The sequence below is a fragment of the Phenylobacterium sp. J426 genome (assembly GCF_024699945.1).
In the GTDB taxonomy this organism is placed as follows: domain Bacteria; phylum Pseudomonadota; class Alphaproteobacteria; order Caulobacterales; family Caulobacteraceae; genus Phenylobacterium.
Map to the genome: position 1 here is coordinate 40,830 of NZ_JAJOMY010000002.1, position 26,090 is coordinate 66,919.

Genomic DNA, 26,090 nt, shown 5'->3' on the forward strand with positions numbered 1-26,090 from the left:
GCTGTCGCGCGCGTGGCGGCGGCCGATGCACTACGATCTGACCCTGAGCGGCATGACCGCCGACCTGCTGCCTGCGAGAACCGAGGCATGAAAGTCCAAGCCTATTCCAGCTTCACGTTCTCGTACCTGAACCGCGCCCGGGTGCTGTTCAAGACGTTGCGCCGCTTCCATCCGGACTGGGAACTGGTCGCCCTGATCACCGACGAGCCGCCGCCGGGGTTCGCCTTCGACGTCGCTGACGAGCCGTTTGACCGCATCGTCTGGGCGCAGGACCTCGGGATCCCGAACTTCAAGGGCTGGCTGTTCAAGCACGACATCGTCGAGGTCTGCACAGCGGTGAAAGGGCCCCACATTCTCCGGGCCTGCAGTTCGGGCGCGGACGTGGTGATCTACCTCGATCCGGACACGGCGCTGCTGGGCCCGCTCGATCCGCTGCTCGACATGCTGCAGGCCGACGACATCCTGCTCACGCCGCACCTCATCGACCCGAACGACGACGTTCAAGCGATCCTCGACAACGACATCGCGACGCTGCGCACCGGCATCTATAACCTAGGCTTCGTGGCCATCCGCACGACGGGCGAGGGGGCGCGGTTCGCCAAGTGGTGGAACGACCGGCTGCTCTCATACTGCTACGACGACATCCCGCAGGGCCTATTCGTCGACCAGCGCTGGTGCGACCACGTGCCCGCGCTCTTCGACAAGGTGAAGGTGGTCCGCGACCCCGGCTACAACGTGGCCAGCTGGAACCTCAGCCAGCGCAAGGTCGCCGTCGGCAAGGACGGCGCCATCACCGTCAATGGCCACCCGCTGCGTTTCTGGCACTTCACCAAGCTGGGCCCGCTGGGCGACACCATGACCAAGCGGTACGCCGGCTCGAATTTCCCCGTCTACGAGATTTGGTCCTGGTACAAGCGCGAGGTCGCCCAGGCGACCGAGAGCGCCATCCCCGACCGCTGGTGGGCCTATGGGACCTATGCGGACGGCGCGCCGATCGAGCGAGCCCACCGACTGCTCTATCGAGAGCGTGGCGACCTGCAGGCCGCCTACCCGGATCCTTACGCCGCCGGCGCCGGCACTTTCCGCGAATGGCTTGAGCACGAGGCCGCATGAGCGACGCCGCCGATCCCCTCTTCCGCGTCGTGGAGAAGGCCCGCGCCGTGGCCGGCAAGGTGACGGGCCTGCGCCGCGTGGCGCAAGACGCCCAGATCCGCGAGGCCGTAGTTCGCGCGGAACTGAGCGCGGCGCTTCACGACGCGATGCTCATCCGCTCGGAGCTCAGCGCGCGGCTGCGGGCCGCGGCGCTGGCCGCCTATACAGCGGGGATGCGGCAGCAGCCGCTTCGCAGCCGCGCGGGCCTGAACCGACGCCTGGAGCTGCTGCTGCTGCGCCTTGGAACCTTCGGGAAGGCCGCGGTGATCGCGCGCAGCGGCGTCTGGACAGGAACGGGGCGGCCCCTCTTCGACCTTCGCCACATGGCCGCTTACGCGCGGCGCGGCGCCAACCCGGCGGTCATGCCGCCCTCGATGCTCGATCAGGCCTGGTATCTGGAGCAGAACCCCGACGTCGCCGCGGGTGGAGACGCGCCGCTGGTGCACTACCTGTCGGCCGGGGGCTACGAGGGCCGAGCCCCGCGGCCGCTCTTCGACGACCCCCTGGTATCGCCGACACAACGCCGGTGAGCTCGCGCAGACGGGGGTCACGCCGCTCGAGCATTACGTCCGGCGCGGCGCCGCCATCGGCCGCAGCCCGCATCCGCTGTTCGACGTGCCCCACTATCTCGCCCAGGCGCCGTCGCTGCGCCCTGGAGAGGACCCGGCGGGACATTATCTGCGGGAAGGTTGGCAGGCTGGCCTATCGCCCCACCCGCTGTTCGACGTCGGCTGGTACGTCGGCCAGGCCGGCAGAGGCGCCCGAGGAAGTCCGCCGCTTCTGCACTACCTTGGCGAAGGTTGGCGCAAGGGTCTGTCACCCCACCCCCTGTTCGACCCCGACTGGTATCTTGAGCGCCGGCCGGATGTGGCCGAGGCTGGGCAGGAGCCGCTGACGCACTTCCTCACCTTCGGAGCGGAAGAGGGCGCCAGTCCGGGGCCGTGGTTCGATCTGCCGCACTACGTCGCAGCGCGCGGCGCCGGCCTGCAGCCCGGCGTGAATCCGCTGGTGGACTATCTTCAGGGCGGAGCCTGGCGGGTGACCGAAGCGCGGCCGGGCTTCCCGACGGCAGCCTATCTCGCCTCGCGGCCAGAGCTTGCGAAAGACGGACTCACGCCGCTGGAACACTGGGCGCGGCAGGCGCAGCGCTGAGCTGGGGCACGCCCAGCGCCTCCAGCTGTCGCCAGATCTCGGCGTAGTACTCAGGCGTGAAGTGGAACGGGCTCAGCCCCCATCGGTGACCGGCGTCGGCCACCCGTAGGCCGCCGGCGTCGAGGCGCGCCATCGGCGGCATGAGCCCGGTGAGCGTCGCCTCATAGGCTTCCAGCAGCGCGTTGTGTTCGCCGATGTCTGCAGGTCGACCGTCGAGGATGGCGACGTCGGTCAGCGGCCGTCGACGGCCGTCGGAGCCGCGCACCTCGTCGGCCCAGCGAGAGACGTGCAAGACCAGCTGCGCTTCCCGGAGCGGTGTGGCGCGCACGAGCGCCGCGAACTCTCCCGCAGCCTCCGTCCAGAGGCGCTGGCACCCGGCGGACAGCCGCCCGATCGGACGCCCGCCGCGGAAGGCCTTCTGCTCAAGATACCCGCTGGCTTCGAGCTCCCAGCTGTGGGTCACGATCGACCGGCCGACCGAGATCAGGTCAAACCGCTCATCGATCAGATCTAGAACCAGATGAGTGGGTCGAAAGGCCACAAGTCGCGCCAGCGCGGTCTTGGCGAGGTCGGCGACGAGCGCCTTGTGCTGGTTCCCCTTCAGCGGAGGCGGCGGCGTCGCCGCGGGGCGGAACCCCCGCACCGGCTCTGACACTAGACTGGGCAGGCTGGTGCGCGAGACGTAGAGGAGAGCGTGGTCCCCGGCGGCGCCTTGGATCGGCCACAAATCCCGGGTGATGCAGCTGCCAATGATGGCGATCCGTGGCATGGCGGCTTCCCTTATGTCCGCCGCGCGCCGGCGGGCTGACGTTGACATCTGCGCACGGGCTCCGCATCTAGCCGCCCCGCGGATGATGCGCGCTGGAGAACAGCGACCGCGGTTCTGCGTTCACAACGGCCGCTGGATAAGAACTATGTGGCCACAGCCCGAACGGAACAGGTCAGCGCCGCAATGAAATTTCTGACCTTTCTCGCCAACCAGCCCGACACCGCGCTGACACGCGCGCTCGCCGACGTCAAGAAGGTGGCAGGGGCCGCGTTCGCCTTCAGCCTGGTGTCGAACGTCCTCTATCTGGCGCTGCCGCTCTACACCTACCAGGTCTACGGTCGAGTGATGGTCAGCCAGAGCCAGGCGACGCTTTGGGTCCTGACGGCGGTCACGGCTTTTGTCTTCGCTATCTCGGGGTTGATCGACGACGTTCGCGCCCGTCTGTTGATCAACTACGGCGTTGCGCTCGATCAGAGAACATCGGGCCGGGTGTTCGCCAGCCTGTTCGACGCGGCAGTGCGCGGCGAGGCGAGCGCGCGGACGCAGGCGTTGCGCGACCTTGACCAGTTCCGCCAGATCTTCACCGGCGTTGGCGCGGCGGCCGTCTTTGATCTGCCGTGGATCCCGGTCTTCCTGATCGTCCTTTTCATCATCGATCCGCTCGTGGGGGCGGTGACATTGGCGGGCGCGGCTGTCCTCCTCGTCCTGGCGATCTTGCAGCATCGCGCCACGCAGGGCGCGATGCGCGACGCCAACGAGGCTGCGATCAAGAGCTATGCGTTCACAGACGCCGCTCTGCGCAACGGCGAAGTGGTTCGGGCGATGGGCATGCTACCTACGCTGGGTGCGGCCTGGGCGCGTCATCGGCATGTGACCATCGAGCGCGGCGCCGTCGCTGCGGAATATTCCAACGCGTACACCGACCTCATCAAGTTCGTCCGGATGGGCATGCAGGTCCTGATCATCGCGCTCGGCGCCTACTTGATCCTGAAGGGCAAGATCCACACCGGCATGCTGTTCGCCAACATGATCCTGGCAAGCCGGGCCTTGCAGCCGATCGAGAAGATCGTGGGGGCCTGGGAGCCGCTCAACAATATGGTGCGCGCCCATGAGCGGCTTCAGAACCTGCTCACCAAGGCGGAGCCGGCGCCGTCTGGAACTCAGTTGCCGCGGCCCAGCGGCAAGCTCTCCGCCGAGGGCCTGAACTATGCTCCGATGGGCGCCAACAGGCTGATCCTGAGCGGGGTCACCTTCAGCGTCGAGCCCGGCGAAGTCTTGGGCGTCCTTGGCCCTTCGGGCGCGGGCAAATCGACCCTGGCGCGCCTGCTGGTGGGCATCTGGAAGCCGCTCCAGGGCGTGGTGCGGCTGGATGGCGCCGATGTCTTCACATGGGACCGCGCCGATTTTGGCCGCTACATCGGGTACCTGCCGCAGGATACGGAGCTGTTCGCCGGCACCGTCCGAGACAACATCGCGCGTTTTCGCGATGACGTGACGGACGATCAGGTCGTCGCTGCCGCGCGCCTCGCTGGCGTGCACGATATCATCCTGCGCATGCCTAAGGGCTATGACACCGACGTCGGCGAAGGTGGCGTCGTGCTGTCGGTTGGGCAACGTCAGCGCGTCGGCCTCGCCCGGGCCGTCCTGGCCCAGCCTGCGCTCGTTGTCCTTGATGAGCCGAACGCGAACTTGGACGCCGAGGGCGAGGATGCGCTGGTCAAGGCGATCGATGCGCTAAAGGCGGAAGGCTCTACCGTGATCATCATCTCGCATCGGCCGGGGGTGTTTCGTTCTGCCGACCGGCTGCTGGTGCTGCGAGATGGGCGGGTCGAGCTCTTCGGGCCGCGAGACCAGGTTATGGCGCGACTCGTGAAGCCAGCGCCCGAACCCCGTGCGGTGGAGGGCAGCCGTTGAAAGTTGATCTGATCCCTAAGCGGTCAGCCTTTGTCGCGCCGGTCTTCGCCGACGGTTCTCGGGACGGCGGCGAGACGGCCCTGCAGCAGCGGCTTCGGCAGCCGATCGTGCTCGGCGCCTGGATTGTCGGCCTGCTGGTCATCGGACTTGGGCTCTGGGCGGCGGTGACCCCGCTCAGCAGCGGCGTCACGGCTCCAGCGGAGGTGCGGGTCGAAAGCAATCGGAAAACCCTGCGCGCCGCGCGTGAGGGCGGGACAATCCGCCAAATCCTGGTTCGAGAAGGCCAGCTGATCCGCGCGGGTCAGCCGCTGATCCTGTTCAACGATGTCGAGGCGCGCGCGGCGGTCGACGTATTCCAGAATCAGTACGATTCGCTGCTGGCTCAGAACGCACGCTTCACCGCCGAAGCCACGGGTCGCGCCGCCCTTAACTTCCCGGCCGAACTCACTGCGCGTATGGCGGAGCCGCGTGTCTCGGCCCTGGTGCGCGATCAGGAATTCCTCTTCACCTCGCGTCGGCAGCTGTTCGACAGCCAGTCAGCGGTTTTGGCCCAGCGGATCGAGCAGCTGGAGACCCAGGTTCAAGGGCTGCAGGCCCAGGTCGAGTCCATCAATGAGCAGCGTCGGCTTACCGAGGAAGAGCTCGCCGGTTACCGAAAGCTGAATGAGCAGGGCTACGCCCCCAAGACGCTGATCCTGCGCTATGAACGCTCGCTGGCGGAACTTGGCGGCCGTCGGGGCCAACTGATGGCTGACATCGCTCGTTTGCGCCAACAGATGGGTGAGACGCGCATCCAGCTGGGTTCGCTGCGGAGCGAGCGGCAGTCGGTAGCGGCCGAAGGCCTTCGGGAGAGCCAGACTCGGCTCTCGGACACGGTTCCCCGGCTCGCGTCTGCGCGCCAAGCGTTGAGCCAGACCGTCGTCCGCAGTCCTGTCGACGGCTATGTGTTCAATCTTACGCAATTCACGCCGGGCGGGATTGTCGGTTCCGGCGAAGTGCTGATGGATGTGGTCCCGTCCGCTTCTCCGATGACCGTGACCGCCATGGTCAAGCCAGAGGACGTCGACCAGATCCGGGTCGGAATGCCAGCGCGGGTTCGGCTAACCGGCCTGAACCAGCGCTTCAATGACGATCTGAACGCCGAGGTGTCGGTGCTGTCCGCGGATCGCGTGACAAATGAGCAGACGGGCGTCGCCTTCTACAGGGTCGATCTGAAGATCCCGCCCGCTGAGCTGAAGAAGCTGAAGCGCGGTCTCGAGCTCACCCCCGGGATGCCCGCCACGGCCCTCATTGTCACCGGTCAACGGACGGTGCTCGGGTATCTGATCTCTCCGATTACCGATACCCTCCATGACGCGTTCCGTGAGGAATAGCGGCGCGTTGGCCACACGGCGGCGGCGACGGCGCGGGCGGTTGTTTTTCGAGTTGCAGGGTTGGCAGGCTTCCGTTACGTGTCGGGTCGGGCTCGTCTAACCTGCGCCGCAGCTTGCTATGGCGTGTGGGCAAGGGACCGCCGGGATCGCTCCACCAGTCCGTGGAGGTCAGGCGTTTCGGGGTCCATGTGACACTGACTGGAGAGACTTATGGCTAGCTATATCTGGGAAAACATGACGCAGGCGGAGGCCACCGCCTTCGGCCCGGGCGACGTGATCGTCTTCACGACCGCGGCGGCTCGCGCCAATCAGGTGGCCGTCACCTACGTGCCGGCGGACGGCGACCACCGTCGCGTCGGTTCAAATCACCTTCGGTGGCAAGACCTTGAGCTTCGCGACCGCTGCGGTGGCCGATCGTAGCAACCTCGGCGTGTTCTCCGACGGCTCGGTTCTGTTCGTCGGCAGCACGGCCAACAACACCGTGGCTGGCACCGCTGGCGCCGATGGCCTGTACGGCGGTCAAGGCGACGACAGCATGACGGGCGGCAACGGAGCCGACCTGCTGCACGGCAACCAGGGCAACGACACCCTGGTGGGCGGCAACGGCGCTGACTCGATCTACGGCGGTCAAGGCAACGACGTGATCGACGTGACCGACGGCACCAATGCCGACGCCGGCTTCAACTTCGCCCACGGCAACCTTGGCAACGACACGATCTCGGCGTCGCTGGCGACCGGCACGGCGTGGCTCTACGGCGGCCAAGGCGACGACAGCATCATCGGCGGCGCTGGCAACGACCTGCTGTACGGGAACCTCGGCGACGACACGGTCAATGGCGGCGACGGCGCTGACCAGATCTTCGGCGAAGACGGCGATGACGTGCTGAACGGCGGCACGGGCGCCAACAGCATCGCCGGCGGCAATGGCAACGACGTCATCACCGTCAGCGGCACCTCGGCGAATAACCTGCAAGGCAACCTGGGCAACGACACGATCACCAGCACCAGCAATGGTGCGGACACGATCCTCGGCGGCCAGGGCGATGACGCGATTGTTGCGCTGGGCGGTGGAAACAAGTTCCTCAACGGCAACCTGGGCGACGACTTCATCAACTCCGGCGCTGGCAATGACCAGATCTTCGGTGAAGCTGGCGACGACACCCTGTTGGGCGGCGCCGGCAACGACACCATCAGCGGCGGCGATGGCAATGACGCCATTCTCGGCGGCGACGGTGCGGATTCGCTGTCGGGCGGCGCGGGCGATGACAGCATCGGCGGCGGGCTTGGCAACGATGTGATCGACCTCGGCGAAGGCGACAACTATGCCGAAGGCAACGACGGCAACGACGTGATCACCGCCGGCGCCGGCGCCGACGTGCTCTTCGGCAACGCGGGCAACGACTCGATCACCGCGGGCGGTGGCAACGACAGCATCGACGGCGGCGCTGGCCGTGACACCATCAACGGCGGCGAAGGCAACGACCTCATCGTCGGCGGCGGCGATCAGGACATCCTGTTCGGCGGCAGCGGCGCTGACACCTTCCGCATCCTGGGCGGTGAGTCGGGCCTGGCGGCGGGTTCGATCGATCAGATCCGCGACTGGGAAGCCAACGACAAGCTGGACTTCAACCCGGGTGCGGCCACGAACGCGAACTACCTGGAAACCACGGCGGCCACCTATGACGCCGCGGTAGCCGAGGCCAACGCGCGAATGACCACCAACGGGTACACCTACGTCTCGGTTCAGGTTGGCGGCGACGTGATCGTCTTCGTCAACCAGGACGGGGCCGGTGGCGCGGACGACGCTGTGGTCCTTGTGGGCCGCACGCTCGCCGACATTGACGTGTCGAACATCATCTAACCGTCGTTCGACAGCAGACAGCGGAGGGGCCGTCGCAAGACGGCCCCTTTTCGTTTTTGGATCTGTTTCCGCGGCGACGGCGGCGGTTCGCCAGCGCCGCCGCCCCGCCTTACCGCGTGGAGGACCTCTGTTGCTCGGCCAAGCTCGGCGCTTCTTATTTGTCCACGTCCCGAAAACCGGCGGGAACTCGGTGCAGAATGTGCTGCGCGCCTATTCGGAAGATGAGATCGTCTGCCGTGAGCCCCATCAGGACGGCTTGGAACGGTTCGAGTTGGTCACGCCAGGCTTCGGCTTTTCTAAGCACAGCCCGCTGAGCGCCTACCGGACGGAACTGCCCCTCGAGGTCTATCGCTCCCTGTTCAAGTTCGCCTGCGTGCGCAATCCTTGGGAACGCGCGATCTCCTTCTATTTCTCGCCTCACAGGGGCGTCACCTCCTTCTCGAAGGTCGACTTTATGACGTTCCTGGAGACCGCACCTCCGATGGTCGAGCATCTACGGGACGCACCGGATCAAGCGCTCGCCGACATCCCGAGCAACTTCGAGGCCATCATGCGTTTCGAACGACTGCAGGCGGATTTCGACAGCGTCTGCGAGCGCTTGGGTTTGCCGCGGGCCGCATTACCTGTACGGAACAGATCAACGCGCCAGAGCGCAATGAGCTACTACGACGCCGAAACCCTCGAGGCTGTCCGCCGTCGCTTTGCGGAGGACATTGCACTGTTCGGGTACGACGCGCCGTCCACGGAGGCCTAGTCCGGATGTTCTTCAAACCTGTCGCCCGGCAGGCTGTAAGGTCTCCCACAGCCGCGCCCGTCGCACAGCAAACAATCAATGTGCGCTTCTTCACCGACTATCCGGTCTGCAACTACAAATGCCCGTATTGCGTGGCGGGGCATGCGCCGCCGGAGGGCCGTGGGCCGAGCCCGTGGAATGAGGAGCGCTACCTCCGGATTATCGACAATCTCTGCCAACTGCCGTTCCCGATCAATATTCGCATCGGCGTGGGCGGCGAGTTCTTTATCTCGAAGACGCTGGTGGAGGGCGCCCGCCGGCTGGGCGCTTCCGAGAACGTCAAGGTGCTCAACTTGATCACCAACCTCTCCTTCCATCCGAAGCAGTACGCTCGGATCCTCGCTGGCATTCCGAAGGAGAAGGTGGCGTTGGTGGCCAGCTATCACCCCACCGAGATCAAGAACGAGGACGCCTGGATCGCTGCGGCCCAGGAGCTGGGGACCTACTACGACCTGACCACAATGAGCGTCGCCTATCCGCCGTCGCTGCATAAGATGCCTGAGATTAAGGCCAAGTTCGAAGCTGCAGGCGTCGACCACTTCGTGCAGCCCTTCATTGGCGAGCACGAGGGCAAGATGTACCCGCAAGCCTATACCGAGGCGGAGCGGGCGATCATTCGGCAGGTGATCTACTCGCGCCACGACTGGGAGTTCCTGCTGAACCTGAAACGTCCCGGGCTCTGCAACGCCGGCTTCAAATACCTGTTCGTTGATCCCGAGGGCGTGGTGTTCTCCTGTGGCGGCGCGCAGCACCTGCAGCCTTTGGGCAATCTGGCCGACAGTCCCGAGATCGTTTTCTTCGCCGGTCCCAAGCCGTGCCCGGCGATGACGTGCCAATGCGACACCGAGAACATCAACACCAAGGTGTTCGAGGAACACTACGCCTACCTCGACAAGAACCAGCACCGGTTCGCCTATCGGTTCGCTGAGGAGGCCAAGGGCTCGCCCTGGATGGACGAATGGTCCGTCGCCTACTAGGTCACGTCGCGGCGGCCCTGCGCCCGTCTTCGTGCAAACCTTGAGCCGTGCCTGCCATGAGCCTAGGACCTCATCAGCCGATCGCTTCGGCGCCCAAGGACGGCACCGTTGTGCTTGTAGGCTGGCTGGACGCGCCCCACGTCGCCCGGGCCTATTGGCGCGACGGGCGTTGGATCGCCCTCCTGCCCCGCTGCACCCTCAGGTACGAGGGGGAGGCGCGCATTATTGATGATCCGCCGGAGGTGTGGTGGCCATCACCCACCACGACGACGGGACCCCGGCATGTCCACTGAGGACGAGCGACAGCCTGGGACGCTGATCGCGGGGACGCCCAGCCTCAGGCCTAGGGTGGCGACCTTCTTGACCCGGCTCAGGCATCCGCTTCGGCGACGGGGCGCCATGATCGCCGATCTCGCAGTCTGCGCTGAGGCGCGCAGACGGCGCCTCTGGCTCAAAGCGGTCTGGCGGCTTGCTGCGACCGAGCCGCGGCGTGACATCGCCTTTCCGCGGGCCCTCGAGACGACGCGCGCCGATACGGCTGGAAGAGCGCGCAGCTTGGGTTACAAGATTTGATGTCGGGGGGCCCCATGGCGGCTGGCGCCTGCATGACTGGACGCAAGCTGCGGTTCCTTTACCTCGGGCGCGACGACCCGGAGAATGCGTCGGATTGGTCCGGCATTCCGTACTGGACTGTCCGGCACCTGCGAGAACGCGGCCACGCGGTGACGGCGGCCCAGGCCGAGCCCGCGCTGGCTGGCCGTCTCCTGAGTCCCGCGCGGCTTGCAGCCTATGGCCTCGGGCGGCGCCTGATGCACCGTTACACCGACAGCTACAGCAAGATTACGCGGCGGCGCATCCGTCAGCTGATTACCGCTGGCGCTTATGATGCGGTGTTCTGCCAGGATGCGGTGACCGCCGCGTGCGCCCGTCACCCCTGTGTCCTCTACTGGTGTGACGCCCTGGCCGAGCCGCTTTATGAGGCCTATCTCCCGGGCTACTGGCGCAAGGTGCTCAATCCGCAGCAGGTTGCGGCGCGCGAAGCTCAGGCGGTGTCATCGGCGCGATGGGTGCTTTGCGCCTCAGAGTGGGTTCGGGAGCCGCTGGCCGCCCGCCATCCGGAAGCCACGGAGAAGTTTGTCCTGGCGCCGTTTCCGGTCGGACTGCCCCGCGCGCCGGACGCCGGACGGGTTCAGGCGCAGATCGCTGCGCGCCTTGGCGCGAAACCGAAACTTCTGTTCATAGGCGTCGATTGGCGGCGGAAGGGGGGCGATATAGCGGTGGCGCTGACCCAGGCTCTACGCGACGCGGGCGTGGACGCCACCTTGACCGTTGTCGGCGCCACGCCATTCGCTCCAGACGCCTGTCCCGCGTTCGTGGATCAGCTCGGCTTCTTGAGAAAGACTGATCCGACCGACATGGCGCGCCTCGAACAGCTTTTGGCTGAAGCGCACTTCCTGGTGCTGCCGAGCCGGGCTGAAGCGATGGGGATCGCTCTGATCGAGGCGCACGCTTACGGCGTGCCGACCCTAACGTCCCGGGCCGGCGGCATCCCGGGCGTCGTCGAGGACGGCGCGAACGGCTTTGCTCTAGACTTCACCGAGGTCCATCAGGTCGCGCGGCTCATCGCACCTCTTTTCCACGACGCCGCACGGTATGCGGCGCTCGCGTCCTCGGCACGCGCTGTGTTCGACGCTCGTTACGCCACAGAGCGACGCATGGCGCAGATCGAACGGCTCGTCGCCAAGGCGGCATAAGACTTGCCAACGTACAGCGCCGCGTCATCTTGCGCCACCTTGGCCTGCTGCGCTTGACGACATGGGGCGGGGCGGGCATCTGCTCGCGAGCGGCCGGGGACTGCAGGCAACGGAATGTTTGGTCTAAGACGACGTTTGAAAGCGCCGCCGCCCCGCTGCGTGGGCGAGGCCGGGCGTCTGATCGCCGTCGGAGACATCCACGGGCGCAATGATCTCCTGCGCCCGCTGCTTGACGTGATTGGCGAGCTGGTGCGGGGATCTCGGCGCAGCGCGGTCGTGTTTCTCGGCGACTACGTCGACCGCGGCCCCGATTCCCGCGGCGTGATCGACAGCCTGCTCGCCTTCCGCCGCGTCGCCGGATGCGAGGTGCGCTTCCTGCGCGGCAATCATGACGACACGGTGTTGAACTTCCTGGCGGACCCCGCGGCGGGTCCAACCTGGATCGATTACGGCGGCGGCGCCACGCTTGAGTCTTATGGGGCGCCGTTGCCCAGCGCGCGCGGCGACGAGGCCGGCTGGGCGGCGACGCGCGCCGCCTTCGCGGAGCTCCTCCCGGGCGAGCACCGAGCTTTCTTTGAAGAGCTGGAGTACTGCGCCGAGTATGGCGACTACTTCTTCGCGCACGCTGGCGCTCGTCCAGGCGTCCCGCTTGAAGACCAGTCCGCTCAGGATCTGATGTGGATCCGCGACAGCTTCCTGCGCGCCAAGTTCGTCTGGCCGAAGACGATCGTGCACGGTCATACCCCGGAAGAAAAGGCCGTGGTCTCGCATCGGCGGATCGGCCTGGATACTGGCGCCTATGCCACCGGCCGTCTGACGGCGGCTGTGATCGAAGATGACGGCTGCCGCCTATGGCAGGCAGTCGCCGCCCAAGGACGTGTCGAGATCGAGGGACCACACGCCGCCAAACTTGAGACGGCGAGCGCTTTGAAATAGGAACTTAGCATGCGTTGGACCTTGAAAATCTTAAACCTCTGCCTCGCGGTGCTGCTGCTCGCGCTCGCACCGGCGGCGACGGCCGCCGCGCAAGCGCCGTCATCGGCGGGGAACGGTCCGCTGGGCGCAGGGTCTGCCGATGGCCAGTACACGCTCGGACCGGGCGACCGTCTGCGCATCATCGTGTTCGGGGAGGAGAACCTCACCGGCGAATTCGCGGTCTCGGGGTCGGGCGACGTCGCCTTCCCGCTGATCGGCGCCGTGCCGGCGGCGGGGCGCAGCGTGGCTGATCTTGAGGCCGCGATCCGCACCCGGCTGGCGGATGGATATCTTCGCGACCCGCGGGTGGCTGCCGAGGTGCTGACCTACCGGCCCTTCTTCATCTTGGGGGAGGTCAACAAGCCCGGGGAATATGCCTATCGGAATGGGCTCACGATCATGAACGCGGTGGCGACGGCAGGAGGCTTCACCTACCGGGCCAATCAGCGGAAGGTGCTGGTTCGCCGGGCAGGCACGGAGAAGGAGCGTGAGATCACGGTCGACGCATCGACTCCGATCGCGCCGGGCGACACGATCCGCGTCCGAGAGCGCTTCTTCTGAAGCGCTCGCCTGATTCCGACACCCGTCCCCAAGGAGCGCGCATGGTGTGGCGTCATCTGCTTCTGTTCGCCACCGCCGCCTCGGCGACGGCCGGCGCAGGCGTGGCCGCCGCTCAGAGCCTCGGACCGCTTGAGCAACCGCCGGATTATGCCCGAGGGCGCAACACCGCGGTGCGGGAACGTCCTCAGCCCGGCTGGGATCCGATCTCCTGGCGGGTGCGCGCGTTCGAGGTTTATCCTGAGATATCCGTGACCTCAGCTTACACGAGCAACGCCAAGAAGTCCGAGACGGCGGAGACGGGTGAGGCCTACTGGCGCATCCGGCCCGCGGCGCGGATCTTCTCCACCTGGTCGCGTCACGGCGTGGGCTTGAACCTCTGGGCGGCGCGTGAGCTCCACGCCGACTTCAAGGAAGACAATTCTACGGAGTACAACGCCACCGCCGTCGGGCGGCTCGACGTCCGTCGGAACCTGGCCGTCGACGCCCGCGCCACACATGCGCGATTGGTGCTTTCACGCCTCGACCCGGATGTGCCGGTCGACACCCTTGAGCCGGTCTACTATGATCAGGATGTCGTCACGCTGCGCGCGATCCGCACCATGCCGCGTGTTCAGATCGCGGTCGCCGCGACGCGCCAGTCCGAGGACTTCAAGGAGACGCGGGGCGCGTCGGGCGTCTACAATTTCGATTCCCGAGACCGCGACTACACGACCTACGGCGGTCGCGTGACCTATGCCTTATCTCCCGACTTCGCCGTTTTCGGCGCCCTACTGCGTGAGGAGGTGGATAGGACCTCGCCGAGGCTTGGCTCCCTCGGATATGAGACGACCAGTTTTCTGGGCGGCGCCAACTTCGACCTGACCAATTTGGCGCGGGGCGAGCTGGCTATTGGCTACCTCGATCAGCAGTATCAGACAGCCGGCGCCGGCGCCGACAGCGGGCTGGCGCTGAACGCCGAGGTGCAGTGGTTCCCCAGCCAGATGACAACGGTCAGTCTCGCTGGCGGCCGCAGGAGCGCCCCGCAGCTGGACGCCGACTCGCCTGGCGGGATCACCACCAGCGCTTCGGTCGCGATCGATCACGAACTGCTGCGCAACGTGATCGTCACCGCCCGAAGCACTTGGTTTCAGACGGACTACGCCCTGATCGACCGTGAGGACGAACAGGCCCGGCTCGGCTTGGCAGTCACCTACAAACTGAACCGCAGGTTGCGCGTCGACCTCGGCTATGACTTCACGAAGCACGAGATCCCGCGGCTTCAATGCGCGCAGGTCCTTCGACGACCAGACGCTGAGTCTGGTTCTCACAGCCTACAAATAGCCTGCAGACCAGAGGACCACGGGAACCCGTTCGCCATGACCCAAGCCAATCCCGCCATCCCCGCAAGCGCCTGGGCCCAGGCGCTTGTGCGCGGGCCGTTCGATGTGCGCCGCCTCGTGGTCACACTGCGGCGCTACTGGATGGTGTTCGCCCTCGTGCTCGGCTCTGTTCTGGTGCTCGACGCGCTTTACACCTTCACCCGCACGCCGCTGTTCACCGCAAGCGCCAGCGTCATGATCGATCAGCGGCAGCGCTCGGTGACGCAGATGCAGGAGGTGATGTCCGATCTGCCGGCGCAAACGACGGTCGTGGACACTCAGGTCGAGCTGATCCGATCGCGCACGATCGCCGGCCGGGTGGTCGATGACCTCGGTCTCGTTCGCGATCCGGAGTTCAACGCGCGCTTGCGGGGCGGCCTGTTCGGCAAGCCCGCGCCCGCCGCAACGCCAGAGGCTCAGCGACGGCAACGTGAAGCGACAATCAACGCGGTGCTGTCCCGACTGAAGGTGGAGCGGCGGGGGCTGACCTTTGTCATCGACATCCGCTTCACCTCGCAGAACCCCGCCAAGGCGTCTCAGGTCGCCACGGCTTTCGCCGAGCGGTACCTCACGTCACAGCTCGACGCCAAGCTGGAGGCCACCGATCGCGCGAACCGCTGGCTCGCTCAGCAGGTCGAGCGGCTCGGCGGGGAGGTGCGACAGTCGGAACAGGCGGTGGCGCAATACCAGGCGCAACGCGGCCTCCTCGCCGCCACGGGGTCGCAGCTGACCGAGCAACGCGTGTCGCAGCTCTTGGCCAACGAGAGCCAGGCTGCGGCGGATCTTGCGGAGAAGCAGGCTCGCCTGAACAGCGCACGCCAACAACTGGCGCGCGGCGGATCTGGCGAAGACATCGGCGAGGCGCTTGCGAGCGATGTCGTGAAACAGCTTCGGGTGCAGCTTTCGGAAGAGCAGCGCCGCCAGAACGAGCTTCTGCAGCGCTATGGACCGCAACACCCCGAAGTGCTGAAGTCTCGCGACACGCAGAGCCAGCTGAGGAGCAGCATCCAGGGCGAAGTGCAGCGCATTATCAATAGCTTGCAGGCCGATGTTAACGCCGCCCAGCAACGGGTCGGGGCTCTGCGCGCCGATCTCGGTTCTGCTCGCGGCGAGCTGGCCACGAGCAAGTCGGCGGAGGTGGGGCTGAACCAATTGCAGCGCAGCGCCACCGCCTCCGGAACCCTCTACCAGTCGTTCCTGCAACGTCTCCAGGAAACCAGCTCGCAGCAAGGCGCCCCTAGAATCCGACGCCCAGATCGTCGCGCCGGCGCAGCTCCCCCTCAGCCCCAGTTCGCCGCGCAAGGCGCTGAACATCGGTGTCGGCTTGGTGCTGGGACTTCTGTTGGCCACCGCAAGCGTTGTGGGTCTCGAGATGTGGTCTGGGGGAGGTGCGGACATCTGAAGATGTCGAGCGCATGCTCGCCACGCCCGCCATTGGCTCTGTCCCAACGACCCGCACCGAGAGCTCGCAGCCGCCGCCGGAGTTTCTAATCGACAAGCCTCTTTCGGCCTTCGCGGAGAGCTTTCGGACGTTGCGCACCAGCCTTCAGCGGGCCGATCTTGACCGACCGGTGCGCGTGCTGGCGCTGACGTCCAGCCTGCCGGCCGAAGGCAAGTCCACGACCTCCCTCTGTCTGGCCCGCTCCTCTGCGCTCGCCGGGCAGAGCACGATTGTCGTGGATTGCGACGTGCGCCGGCGCGGCCTGGAGCTGATCCTGAAGGAACGGCCCACGGTCGGGCTTCTCGAGGTGCTTTCCGGCCAGTCGCCGCTTGAGGACGCCGTCTTTGTCGACCAGCCGTCGGGGGCTCATGTGCTGCCGGTCGTCGGCGCGAAGTTCACACCGCGGGAAGTCTTCAACACCCAGGCATTCGCCGACCTGCTGGCCAAGCTGCGCAGTCAATACCAGCAGGTCATTCTGGACTGTCCCCCGGTGCTGGCTGTCGCCGACACCCGTGTGATCGCCAAGCAAGCCGATGGCGTCATTTTCCTGGTCCGGTGGCAGAAGACGCCGGCGCGCGCCGCACGGCTGGCGCTCGATGGCCTGCAGTCTGTGGGCGCGCGCGTGATCGGGGTGGCCTTGACCCAGGTGAATCTCAAAGCGCAGGCGGCTTATGGCTACGGGGACAGCGGCTACTACTACCGGAGCTATGCGGACTACTACAACGCCGCGTAGACGGCGGCAGAGAACGCGCGGAGGTCCCGAGCGGGACCGCCATGGGCGACCGCCCCGCCGCCGGCGCGACGCGCTCGCCTGGTGTTTCGGCGGTGCGGCCGTCGTTCTGCTGCTCCTCGCCGCGTCTCAGCCTTTCTCCCGGCAATTCTGGCTCGCCGACCTTGCTGCGATGGGGCGCAACTTCATCGTGGTCGCGGCGGTGGCGCTAATGCTCCTGGGCGTGATGACGCGAAGATGGACCCCGGCTGCCCTGGCGGCCGTGGCGAGCGTCTTGAACGGCGCGGCGCTCTGGCTGCCGGCCAAGGCCTCGCCGCGGGCTGTCGCGCTCCCTGCCGCAAGCGCACCGTTGGAGGTCGCCACCTTCAACGCGGCGCGCTCCGACGCCGCGTTTGATCCTTTCGCGGACTGGGCGCGCAAATCCGGCCCCGAAGTCATCGCCCTTGTCGAGCTTTCTGACGACTGGCGCAAACGCCTTCCGGAATTGGTGGACGCCTATCCCTATCGCGCCAGCCGCCTTATTGAAGGCGATGTTCGCCAAGATGTGTTGAGCCGCGCCCCCATCCGTACGGCGACGGTCTATCGTCCGACGCCAGGCAGAACCGCGCTCAGCGCGGAGGTTGAGACGCTCCACGGGCCCCTGCAGCTGGTCGTGCTCAACCCGGCCAAGCCGTATGCGCCAAAGGACTGGACCGCGCGTAACGCCTATCTCGCACTTGCCGGCCAATGGGCGGCGGGCCAGGGGGGCGTGCGCGGCTGGTCACCGGGAGCTGGTATGTGACGCCGTGGTCGCCAATCTACGCAGACACCTTGCAAGCCGCTGGGGTGGGATCGCTCGGGCCGACCCTGTGGCCGCCTGCGACGCACGGTCCGATGGGGGTTGCGGCGAGCGCTTGGCTGGGAACGCCGATCGACCAGATGGCAGGGGCTGGGGTGCGCTCCGGCGGGTGTCGCCCGGGACCGGCGCTTGGTGCTGACTATGCGCCGTTAATCTGCCGGGTCCGGCTCTGAAGAGCGGGGCCCCGTCCGATCGCCTCAGGTCTATATCAGATCGGGAAACCAGACATCTGGGGTGTCAGCCATCGGCTGGGCGTTGACTTGGAAGCGGTTGGCCGGGTCGGGCAGGAGCGCAACCCAACCCTCGCCCCCAAACAGAGCGCGCAGGCGATGCGGCGCCCCACGCCAGCCCACCCAGACCACTTCTCCGGTTCGCGGCGCGGTTTCGATCGGGTGTTCGCCGCAGCTCAGCATGGACAGCAGCGCACCTTATGAGTCGCCAAAAGAAAGTTCGGGTCGCTATAGCGGGCGATCCCCGAAGCCGCCGCCTCGACTCCCGCGACTCGCCGCGGGCCCCCCGGACCGTCTTCGCCCGCGGCGGGCCCTGGCGCAAGCGACGGGATGTCACAGCTCAGCTTCGCGAGCCTCCCGGCTTGCCTTTGGCGGCGGGCCTTGCGAGTTCTACGCGGCAGTCTTGAGGAGCGCCTGTGGACCGGATCCTGGACGTCATACGCTACCATCTCACCCCGGACATGATCGCGTTCGATGTCGGCGCAAACTGGGGCGGCTACGCCCTGACGATGGCCAGCATCTGTCGTCAGGTGGTGGGCTTTGAACCGATCCCGCGTTTGGCCGAGGATTTGCGTCATCGCGCCCCTCCAAATCTGCTCGTAGAGACCCTCGCCCTATCAGATCGCGCGGGCCGCGCCGAATTCCACATTGATCTGCGTGAGGGTCTGAATGCACAGCAGAGTTCCCTGCTGCGCGTGGATGAGCTGCATGACAAGGGTTTGGTCGAGACCGTCCAGGTGGAGACGTTGACCCTCGACGCCTATGTCGAGAGCCGCGGGGTTCGACCCGACTTCATCAAGATCGACGTCGAGGGTTGGGAGCCCGCCGTCTTCGCAGGCGCGACCCGCATTATCCGAGAGCACCGGCCCGTTCTCCTGTTCGAGATGTGGGAGACCCATTACCCCCGGTACAAACCGTGGTTCGAGATGCTTGGAGAGACCCACCATCTTGTCAGGGCGGGAGACGGCGCGCCGGCGTATGACTATTATGAAGCCGAGGTGCGCTACGAGGTGGGGGGACATCCTCTGCATCCCCCGCCGGACCTGACGACCGCGGAGCACGAGCGGGCGGACCCGCTGTTGCCACGCGCGGCCTTCTCAGCCTAGGACAAACGCGTGAGTTGTGGGGACGTCCGAATGTCCGAAGCCGTCTGGCTCGACGAGCTGCTGGCCGACGCGGAGGCCGGCGAGCTATCCGTGCTCGTCGCCGAGGCGCCCGGCGGACACGCGTTTCGCGGCCGATGACGCATGCCACGAGGTCCTCACCCGTCATCTGGCGCGGCGCGGCCTTTCGGCGGAGCGACTCGTGCATCTGCGCCATGCGCATCTGCACCTTGCCGCGGACCTTGATATCCAGCGCATCGTGGTTGTCTCCGCCGGCGACGAAGAGCGAGCTCGACTGACGCTGCTGGAGCGGTTGCGAGACAGCGGCTTCCCTGACGCCATTCTGTCGACGGTGGAGGTCGCCACTCTCGTCGCCGATGTCCTGCCCATAGTGGCCAGCAAGGGCTCGGGTTCGCCGCCGCGACGCGACGCAGTCATCGCCGCCAAGCCGCTCATCTATGCCATCGTCAACGCGCCGCGAGCGGGATCGACCTACCTGGGCGACCTGCTCGCCTCTGTCGGCCTCGGACACGCAATCGAGCATGTTCGAGGGTGGTTGATAAAGCTGCTGAAGTCCCGGCCGGAAGGCCTGTTCGACTTCCCCCGCTTCGTCCGCAACCTAATCCTCGCCGAAACCCGAGATGGAGTGTTCGGCACCAAGCTGATCTCGCACTTCATCACCGACATCGAGCCGCTGTTGACGCCGCCTGAGCGGAGCTTCCTGGCGGTCGTCGCCGCGGATGTGCGTCTGATCTATCTCTACCGGCGCGACAAGCTCGATCAGGCCATCTCAACGCATCGTGCGCGGACCACCGGGGTCTGGCACGCGACCGACGCGAGGGCGGCCCAGCAGCCGCCAGCCGACCTGGGCGCGGATTACGAGGCGATCGGCCAAATGATGGCGCAGGCGGAACGCCAGGAGCGCGAGCTCGCCGCCCGTTTGGTCGGCCTGCCTCTGGTGTATGTGGACTACGATGATCTCGCGCGGGATCCGCAGACTGTTTGTCGCCGTGTCGCCGAGTTTTTGGGCCAACCACTCCACGGCGCGCCCGCCAGCCAGTACGTCAAGCTGGCCGATGCAGGCAGCGAGGCGCTGCGCGCGGGCTACTTGGCTTCGGGGCGCCCGGTCACGCTACTCTCCGGCGAGACCGCGGTCGCCGAGGCCGCCGCCGCCGCGGCGGCGGCTAAGGCGGCGCTCGCCGAGCGGGCGGAGCTAATTCGGTCTGGACATGCGAAGAGCCGCCACGGCGACTATCAAGACCGTCACTACTACCTAATTGACTACGATCATCAGGCAGACCCGCGCGTCGACTTCCTGTTCCGGGGGCCTCGGCCCAGGCGCTTGGAGCAGGGCGACTACATCGCCTTCGTGGGCGCGTCGCAGACATTAGGCGCCTTCGTCGATCGACCGTTCGCACGGCAAGCGGCGGAGGCCCTGGGGATAGAGGCCCTGAACCTTGGTCGTGGCGGCGCAGGACCGGCCTTCTTCCGGCGCGGCGGTCAGGTGGAAGCTTGGATCCGCAACGCTCGCGCCGTTGTCGTTCAGGTCATGGCCGCAAGGATGTCGGATAACGCCGCATTCAGCAGCGTTGAAGGCCGCGCCTTGGTTCGCTTCCGCGACGACCAGGGGGAGAGCCTCATTGATTGCGATCGCGCCTGGCAGCGGATCGTGCTGGAGCGCCCGATTGAAGAGCGTCAGGCCCGCGCCGCGGAGAGCCGCGCGCAGTGGATCGCCGATATGAAGGCCATCGCGGAGATCGCCACCGGCCCAACAGCCCTGCTCTGGTTCGCCAGCCGCTCGCCTGAGTATGAGGACGCCCTGGCCTCGCCTCAGGGGTTGCTTGGCGATTTCCCGCAGCTTGTGAATCGCGCCATGGTCGATGCCGTGGCGCCGAGCTACGGCGCCTACGTGGAAGTTGTCGCGCCGCAGGCTCAGGAACCCACGCGGAGCGCCTTCTCAGGCGAAGTGCTGCCGGTCATCTTCGGGGGCGGCGCGCTGGACACCCAGACCCTTGGCCGCGTGAATCACTACTATCCGAGCCAGGCCATGCATAACGCGGCGGCCGAGGCGCTGATTCCGGCTCTGTCGATGCTCGGCCTCGTCCGAGCCTAATCGGTCTCCGGAACTAGGAGCCGCGGCGCTCTGCGAGCAGGCGGGCGCGGGATAGGAGGCGGCAGGCGCCTTGCCGGCCGGATTCGCAACGGGCGGACAAGGCGGCAATCTCATCGCCGCCGGGCGCGCCGTCGACTGTGAGCTCCAAGGGGCCAGCCTCTACGGTTCCCCGGGACCCTTGGGAAGGGGCAGCGCCTCCCGGTAGCGACAGATCACTGTTCCCCCCCACCAAGGGAGGGTCGACGCAACTGCGCGAGCTCAACCGACGCCACGCGCCCAAGTGTGCCTGGCGCAACCGCCTTGGTGGTGGGGACCGCCGCAGCCGGTCCGGCGACATAGATGTGACGCCCCGCGGCGTGGACCCGCGACCGCTCGTCGGGCCGGGCATGCGTCTTCGCAAAGTCCAAGGATGGCAGGCAGCGGCGCCAAGCAGCGCCTGAGCTATCGGTCAGCCGTCCATTGTCCGGCGAAAGCGTCAGCGAAAACCGCGCCGCGCCTCCACCCGCGCTGCGGCCGGCCAGGAAACCTTCGACACGCCCCGGCTCGGCGGCGTCCAGGAAGACGACGTCCTTAACGCCGTGAGCATCGGCCAAGTGGCGCGCGGTGATCAACACGGTCTGCTCAGGTCGCTCACAACCTACAGCATCCTTAGCCCACAAGCCATGGAAGGTTTCCGGCAGGTCTCGCAGCACAGTGGCCGCTGGCGGCGCCCTCGTCGTCGTAAGGACCGGTGCGGCGTCCAGCCGAACCGGCGTTCTGGGGCTCCAGAGCGCCACGCTCATCGCGCCGGCGACTGAGGCGACCAAGGTGCAGCCCGCCGCCGTGGCAATCACCCGATGATGGGTCCATCGCGGGCCGGTCCGTTGGCGCTGCGCCGCGTCGTGCATGTCTAACGCTTGATCGTAAAGCGCCCGCTGGCAGGGGTCGCGAAGTGTCTCGTAGGCCACATTGATTGCGGCCGTCGCCTCAATAGCCTCGGGGCGGTCACCGGCGATGTCAGGATGCAATCGCCGGAGCAGGCGACGGTGCGCGGACTTGATTTCAGCGGTGGTCGCGTTCCGTCGAACGCCGAGGATGAGATAATGGTCCTGCACCTGAGACAATCGACCGCGGGATGATCTGAAAGACACCTGATGTTGCTTAGATAGCAAGACTTGCGCCGTGTGGCCAGGGTCGCGGCGGGGGCCTCAGAAGTCAGTTCCGGCGTCGGCCGCGCGCAGCTAGGCTGACCGCATGTTCGTGCGCGAGATGCTGAAGAGCCTGGCGGCCCACGCGGTCTACGGCTGGCGGGTGGCGACCCGTCCCCCCATACTTCCTCTATCACGGCGTGCGGATCCCGTTGGGGGCGACACCGGAACTGGCCCGAACGCGCCGCCGCATCTACCGCGGCGTCTACGAGGCCGATGAGATCCGCGCCCTCGTGGCGCTTCTACGACCCGAGGACGTGGTGCTTGAACTCGGCGGCGGCTGCGGGGTGGTCTCGGCGATCATCGCCAACCGGCTGGCGGACAGCCGCAACCTGCATGTGGTCGAGGCCAACCCCGCGCTGATGGCTTCCATCGCCGTCGTCGCCAAGGCCAATGGCTTGCAGCACGAGGTGCTGAACGCCGCCGTCGGCCTGAACGACGGGCGCGGCGTCTTCCATTTCGATGACAATTTCCTTTCCTCATCGGCTGTAGATCGCGGCCGCGGCGCCGCTGCGATCGAGGTGCCGTTTCTAGGTCTCGCCGGCCTGCTGGAGCGGCTGCAGCCCACGGTGGTCTTCGCCGACGTGGAGGGCTACGAAGGGGAGCTATTCAAGGAGCCGCTGCCGGAGCGGGTCCGCGCCGTTTGCCTGGAGACGCATCCGCATGTCATCGGCGATAAGGGCGTGTCCAACGTCTGCCGCAACCTGCTGTCAGAGGGCTTTAACCTGTTGATCGACCTCTCGCCGGGGCGGATCCTCACCTTTGCCCGAGACCGGCCGTGAGCAACTCAGGCGATGTGGGGGGAGCGGCTCGCAATCCGATCGTGCTGTGCTGCTTCGGCCGGGGCGGTTCAAGCGTCGTTTGGAACCTGATCGGCGCCTCGCCGGCGGCGCTGATGATGGGCAAGGAGTGGCATCAGGCCGCGTTCGCCAGCCAGCGGCTGCCACGGCTCGTGCGCGCCCTGCACCGCTCTGGAAGGCTGCCGGCGAACAGCATCCCGCTTCGTCTGCTCAACACCGCTATCGCCCGAACATTTGCCCGGCGCGCCGCCACGTCCCTTGAACCTGATCAACTGGCCGCAAAGCCCGACGCGCGAGGGCCCGTGGTCAAGCTTATGGACTACCATCTCCTGTTTTTGCCCGCGGTCGCGAAGGCGCAAGGCCCGATGCAGCCGCTCGTGCTTTGCCGAAATCCGCTCGCACAAGCTGAGGGCCTGATGCGAAGCGGCCTTTCCGCCGCCGCTGCGGCCGCCTGGTGCGACGACGTGCTGCGCCTGATGCATCGCGCGGCGAGGCAGCATGGCGCGCCGGTGTTCCGGTTCGAAGACCTCATCGCCGATCCGGCGGCGTTCACCCGCCGGCTCTACGAAGTGCTAAGCCTGCCCTGGCCGCACGACGGGCGCTTCCGGCTCAAGGCCAAGGGTTACGGCGCCGAGCGGCTTGGCGATATCGATGTGGGCCGAGCATACACGCGACTGTCTCTCGATCAGCTGGAGGAGTTTCTCGACCCCGCCGTCAACGTTGCGGCGATCGGCCGGCTCAGCGATGGAGACCGGCGGGTAATCCGCGCGCGGACCGCAGACGCCGCAGCCCTTTTCGGCTACGATCTCTGAGTGGCGACGCCCAGTCCGGATAGCGCACCGAACGGGCGCGTTGCGGGCGCGGCGCGCGGCGTGGCCTGGCTGGCCTTCGCCAGCCTGGCCCAATACGGTCTGTCGTTTATCGCGCTCATAGTTCTGGCGCGGCTGCTGACGCCGGCGGCCTTTGGGGTGGTGGCGCTCGCCACGGTCTTTCTGAACCTGTCGAAGCTGTTCTCAGAAGCTTCGATGAGCGCAGCCCTAATCCGGACGGCGCGATGTCCGCCCCGCCCATGTGAAGGTGGCGTTCACCCTGGTCCTGGGGCTGGGCGTCGTTGCCGCCCTGCTGCTCGTCCTCGCTGCGCACCCCTTGGCCGTAGCCTTCGGTGCTCCAGAGCTCGCCCCCATGCTCTGGGTGGTGGCGGCCCTTGCGCCTGTCAACGCCGCGAGCGCGGTGGCTCAGGCGCTGCTCAGTCGGCGACACGCTTTTCGCGCTCTCGCGCTCAGCGAGCTGCCGGGCGCCGTCTTTGGACCCGTCGTGTTGAGCATCGGTCTCGCGGTCATGGGTTTCGGCGCATGGTCGTTGCTGCTCGGAATGGCCGTACAGCAACTTCTGACGGCAGGCATGCGGCTCGCTCTCGCGCCAGACAGCGCTCGCCTCGGCTGGGAGCGGCAGGCCTTCAACGACCTCTTCACGTTTGGCGCGGCTCAAACCCTCGTCGGGTGGTTGAACTACGTCGCTATGAACGCCGATAATCTGCTGGTGGGCAAGATGATGGGGGTTGTTTCGCTCGGCCTATACAGCCGCGCCTTCAAGCTGATGATGATCCCGGTCGAGGTGGTGGCGACCGCCGCCCAGCGCGTCCTCTTCCCGACGCTTTCCGCCATGCAGGACGACCTGCCACGTTACCGCGCCGCTTTCGAAGGCGGAATGGCGGCCATGCTTGCGGTCTTGGCGCCTCTCTCGGTGGTCTTGGTTTGCATGTCTGATCCCCTGGTTCGCCTCGCTCTTGGGCCGGGATGGGCGTCCGCCGCAGCTGTGGCCCAGGTGCTGTTTGGTTTTCTGGTGTTCCGGTGCGTTGGCCGGCAACTCAGCGTTCCGCTGATGATCAGCGGGCGGCGGCGGACGCTCATCTTTATCTATTTTATCTATGCCGCCGGCGTTGTCCTGGCGGCGGCCGGCGGGGCGGCGGCGGGCGATTTGCGGCTTGTCGCCCTTGGCGTCGGTTGCGCCCAGCTGGCGCAATACCTGTTGACCAGCCGGACGGCGGCGCAGTTGCTGCAGACACGCTGGCGTCGGCTGCTGAGCCTCCATGGCCCCGCCCTGGCAACTTCAGCGGCGCTGGCCCTTATTCTCGTCCCGCTGTCCATGGCGAGCGCGGGATTGCAGTCCGCTTGGCTGCAACTCGGTCTGATCGGGCTCGCGGCCGCGACCGTCCTGCCGCTGCTCTGGCTTGCAGCGCCGCGCACCTTTCTCGGCCCAGAGGCCGCCGGCCTGTTCGCCGCGATCGGTCGTGGCGCACCGTCCCCTGTGCAGGGTCTCCTCTTGAGCCTCGCCGAACGCGCGGGTCAGCCCTTCGGACTGCGACTGCGGTTCTGGTAGAAGCCAACCATGTCACGCGGCTCCACGGCCACGTCGCTCCGACGGCCGTAGAAGAAGACGCCTGCGGCGACATCCTCATGCCGTTGGCTGCGGCCGTCCAACCACGGGAGCCAGATAAAGGGTAGGGTGAGAGCCCGCGCGACGTTGCGACTGCCGATGTGCGCCGCGGCGAAGCCGCGCAGCGCCCAGAGCAGGGCGGCGCCGGCGCCGCTCGTGGCGCCAGCATCGAGGCAGACGAAATGGCGAAACAGCCAACGGTGGCCGCTCAGCGTGTACCGCGTGAAGTCATAGGCGCCCTCATGCACGTGTTGCAGGAAAGGCGTATCGGCGAAGACCAGCCCCTCGGGTTTTAAGACCCGGTGGATCTCGGACACGACCCGTGGCGGGTCGAGGACATGTTCCAGAACCGCCTGTATCCATACGGCGTCGAAGGTGGCGTCAAGAAACGGTAGGTCATGGGCGTCAGCGAGCACTTGAGTGTGCGGTGAGGCATAGATGTCGGTTCCGAGCACCTGACAACCCGTGTAGAGGGCGGCTGCGCCAGATCCGATCTCGCCGCCTCCGATGACCAACACCTGGCCCGCCGGCCCGACCCGCCGCACAAGGTCGGCCGCGACCCGCGCCGCCACC

The 26,090-nt window shown here is 66.7% G+C and carries 22 protein-coding genes and 2 pseudogenes; 21 read left to right on the forward strand and 3 right to left on the reverse strand.

Translation table 11 applies throughout. From position 1 onward, the window contains the following. Window positions 1-87: 87 nt before the first annotated feature. The 3 genes from LRS10_RS21870 (at window position 88) to LRS10_RS21880 (ending at window position 2,304) form a co-directional block, all read left to right on the forward strand. Window positions 88-1,113, forward strand: a complete 1,026-nt coding sequence (locus LRS10_RS21870; protein WP_257839286.1) for a hypothetical protein — start codon at window positions 88-90, stop codon at window positions 1,111-1,113. Continuing rightward, window positions 1,110-1,682, forward strand: a complete 573-nt coding sequence (locus LRS10_RS21875; protein ID WP_257839287.1) for a hypothetical protein — start codon at window positions 1,110-1,112, stop codon at window positions 1,680-1,682. Before LRS10_RS21870 ends, LRS10_RS21875 begins: the two co-directional genes overlap by 4 nt. An 85-nt stretch (window positions 1,683-1,767) precedes the next feature. Further along, window positions 1,768-2,304 carry a hypothetical protein gene (locus LRS10_RS21880; RefSeq protein ID WP_257839288.1) on the forward strand — a complete coding sequence of 179 codons (537 nt, stop codon included), beginning with the start codon at window positions 1,768-1,770 and terminating at the stop codon, window positions 2,302-2,304. Here LRS10_RS21880 and LRS10_RS21885 read toward each other — a convergent pair. Continuing rightward, window positions 2,264-3,073 (reverse strand): DUF6270 domain-containing protein, encoded by an 810-nt coding sequence (locus tag LRS10_RS21885; RefSeq protein ID WP_257839289.1) that lies wholly within the window; start codon window positions 3,071-3,073, stop codon window positions 2,264-2,266. The genes LRS10_RS21880 and LRS10_RS21885 overlap by 41 nt on opposite strands. Window positions 3,074-3,256: 183 nt before the next feature. Between LRS10_RS21885 and LRS10_RS21890 the strand changes: the two genes are divergently transcribed. The 14 genes from LRS10_RS21890 to LRS10_RS21955 all read left to right on the forward strand — a co-directional run bounded on the left by LRS10_RS21890 (window position 3,257) and on the right by LRS10_RS21955 (window position 21,094). Next, entirely contained in the window at window positions 3,257-4,987 is a 1,731-nt protein-coding gene (locus LRS10_RS21890) for a type I secretion system permease/ATPase (protein ID WP_257839290.1), read from the forward strand. After that, complete coding sequence (locus LRS10_RS21895) at window positions 4,984-6,360, forward strand: HlyD family type I secretion periplasmic adaptor subunit (protein ID WP_257839291.1); 1,377 nt, start codon at window positions 4,984-4,986, stop codon at window positions 6,358-6,360. Before LRS10_RS21890 ends, LRS10_RS21895 begins: the two co-directional genes overlap by 4 nt. 210 nt (window positions 6,361-6,570) lie before the next feature. Further along, a complete protein-coding gene (locus tag LRS10_RS21900) occupies window positions 6,571-6,780 on the forward strand; it encodes a hypothetical protein (protein WP_257839292.1) in 210 nt (69 codons plus the stop codon). Next, on the forward strand, window positions 6,746-8,221 hold the full coding sequence (locus LRS10_RS21905) for a calcium-binding protein (protein WP_257839293.1): 1,476 nt from the start codon (window positions 6,746-6,748) through the stop codon (window positions 8,219-8,221). The genes LRS10_RS21900 and LRS10_RS21905 overlap by 35 nt, the downstream gene beginning before the upstream one ends. Window positions 8,222-8,351: 130 nt before the next feature. Further along, entirely contained in the window at window positions 8,352-8,975 is a 624-nt protein-coding gene (locus LRS10_RS21910) for a sulfotransferase family protein (RefSeq protein ID WP_257839294.1), read from the forward strand. A 5-nt stretch (window positions 8,976-8,980) separates the two neighbouring features. Beyond that, on the forward strand, window positions 8,981-9,991 hold the full coding sequence (locus LRS10_RS21915; RefSeq protein ID WP_257839295.1) for a hypothetical protein: 1,011 nt from the start codon (window positions 8,981-8,983) through the stop codon (window positions 9,989-9,991). A gap of 605 nt (window positions 9,992-10,596) precedes the next feature. Beyond that, a complete protein-coding gene (locus tag LRS10_RS21920) occupies window positions 10,597-11,745 on the forward strand; it encodes a glycosyltransferase family 4 protein (protein ID WP_257839296.1) in 1,149 nt (382 codons plus the stop codon). A gap of 159 nt (window positions 11,746-11,904) precedes the next feature. Continuing rightward, window positions 11,905-12,681: a metallophosphoesterase family protein gene (locus tag LRS10_RS21925; RefSeq protein WP_257839297.1), complete on the forward strand. Its 777-nt coding sequence runs from the start codon at window positions 11,905-11,907 to the stop codon at window positions 12,679-12,681. A gap of 48 nt (window positions 12,682-12,729) precedes the next feature. After that, window positions 12,730-13,281 carry a polysaccharide biosynthesis/export family protein gene (locus LRS10_RS21930; RefSeq protein ID WP_257839298.1) on the forward strand — a complete coding sequence of 184 codons (552 nt, stop codon included), beginning with the start codon at window positions 12,730-12,732 and terminating at the stop codon, window positions 13,279-13,281. 41 nt (window positions 13,282-13,322) lie between these two features. Beyond that, window positions 13,323-16,130: an outer membrane beta-barrel protein gene (locus tag LRS10_RS21935; protein WP_257839299.1), complete on the forward strand. Its 2,808-nt coding sequence runs from the start codon at window positions 13,323-13,325 to the stop codon at window positions 16,128-16,130. Then, window positions 16,055-16,813, forward strand: a complete 759-nt coding sequence (locus LRS10_RS21940) for a CpsD/CapB family tyrosine-protein kinase (protein ID WP_257839300.1) — start codon at window positions 16,055-16,057, stop codon at window positions 16,811-16,813. Before LRS10_RS21935 ends, LRS10_RS21940 begins: the two co-directional genes overlap by 76 nt. 169 nt (window positions 16,814-16,982) lie before the next feature. Continuing rightward, window positions 16,983-17,591 (forward strand): endonuclease/exonuclease/phosphatase family protein, encoded by a 609-nt coding sequence (locus LRS10_RS21945; RefSeq protein ID WP_257839301.1) that lies wholly within the window; start codon window positions 16,983-16,985, stop codon window positions 17,589-17,591. 703 nt (window positions 17,592-18,294) lie between these two features. Next, window positions 18,295-18,984 (forward strand): FkbM family methyltransferase, encoded by a 690-nt coding sequence (locus LRS10_RS21950; RefSeq protein WP_257839302.1) that lies wholly within the window; start codon window positions 18,295-18,297, stop codon window positions 18,982-18,984. A 199-nt stretch (window positions 18,985-19,183) separates the two neighbouring features. Next, window positions 19,184-21,094 carry a DUF6473 family protein gene (locus tag LRS10_RS21955; RefSeq protein WP_257839303.1) on the forward strand — a complete coding sequence of 637 codons (1,911 nt, stop codon included), beginning with the start codon at window positions 19,184-19,186 and terminating at the stop codon, window positions 21,092-21,094. A 212-nt stretch (window positions 21,095-21,306) separates the two neighbouring features. On the opposite strand, the gene LRS10_RS21960 is transcribed toward LRS10_RS21955, so the two are convergent. After that, the gene (locus LRS10_RS21960) at window positions 21,307-22,188 is read right to left on the reverse strand and encodes a J domain-containing protein (protein ID WP_257839304.1); all 882 of its coding nucleotides are present in this window, start codon (window positions 22,186-22,188) and stop codon (window positions 21,307-21,309) included. 245 nt (window positions 22,189-22,433) lie between these two features. Between LRS10_RS21960 and LRS10_RS21965 the strand changes: the two genes are divergently transcribed. The 4 genes and pseudogenes from LRS10_RS21965 to LRS10_RS21975 form a co-directional block, all read left to right on the forward strand. Continuing rightward, window positions 22,434-23,063 carry an FkbM family methyltransferase gene (locus tag LRS10_RS21965; protein ID WP_257839305.1) on the forward strand — a complete coding sequence of 210 codons (630 nt, stop codon included), beginning with the start codon at window positions 22,434-22,436 and terminating at the stop codon, window positions 23,061-23,063. Window positions 23,064-23,104: 41 nt separating this feature from the next. Then, entirely contained in the window at window positions 23,105-23,893 is a 789-nt protein-coding gene (locus tag LRS10_RS21970) for a sulfotransferase (RefSeq protein WP_257839306.1), read from the forward strand. Window positions 23,894-23,953: 60 nt separating this feature from the next. Beyond that, window positions 23,954-24,121 (forward strand): annotated as a pseudogene (locus tag LRS10_RS25435) (oligosaccharide flippase family protein); the annotation flags it as partial. Between the two features lie 25 nt (window positions 24,122-24,146). Then, window positions 24,147-25,460 (forward strand): annotated as a pseudogene (locus LRS10_RS21975) (oligosaccharide flippase family protein); the annotation flags it as partial. Here the strand turns inward: LRS10_RS21975 and LRS10_RS21980 are convergent. Continuing rightward, a complete protein-coding gene (locus LRS10_RS21980) occupies window positions 25,427-26,089 on the reverse strand; it encodes a class I SAM-dependent methyltransferase (protein WP_257839307.1) in 663 nt (220 codons plus the stop codon). The pseudogene LRS10_RS21975 and the gene LRS10_RS21980 overlap by 34 nt on opposite strands. Window position 26,090 lies beyond the last annotated feature (1 nt).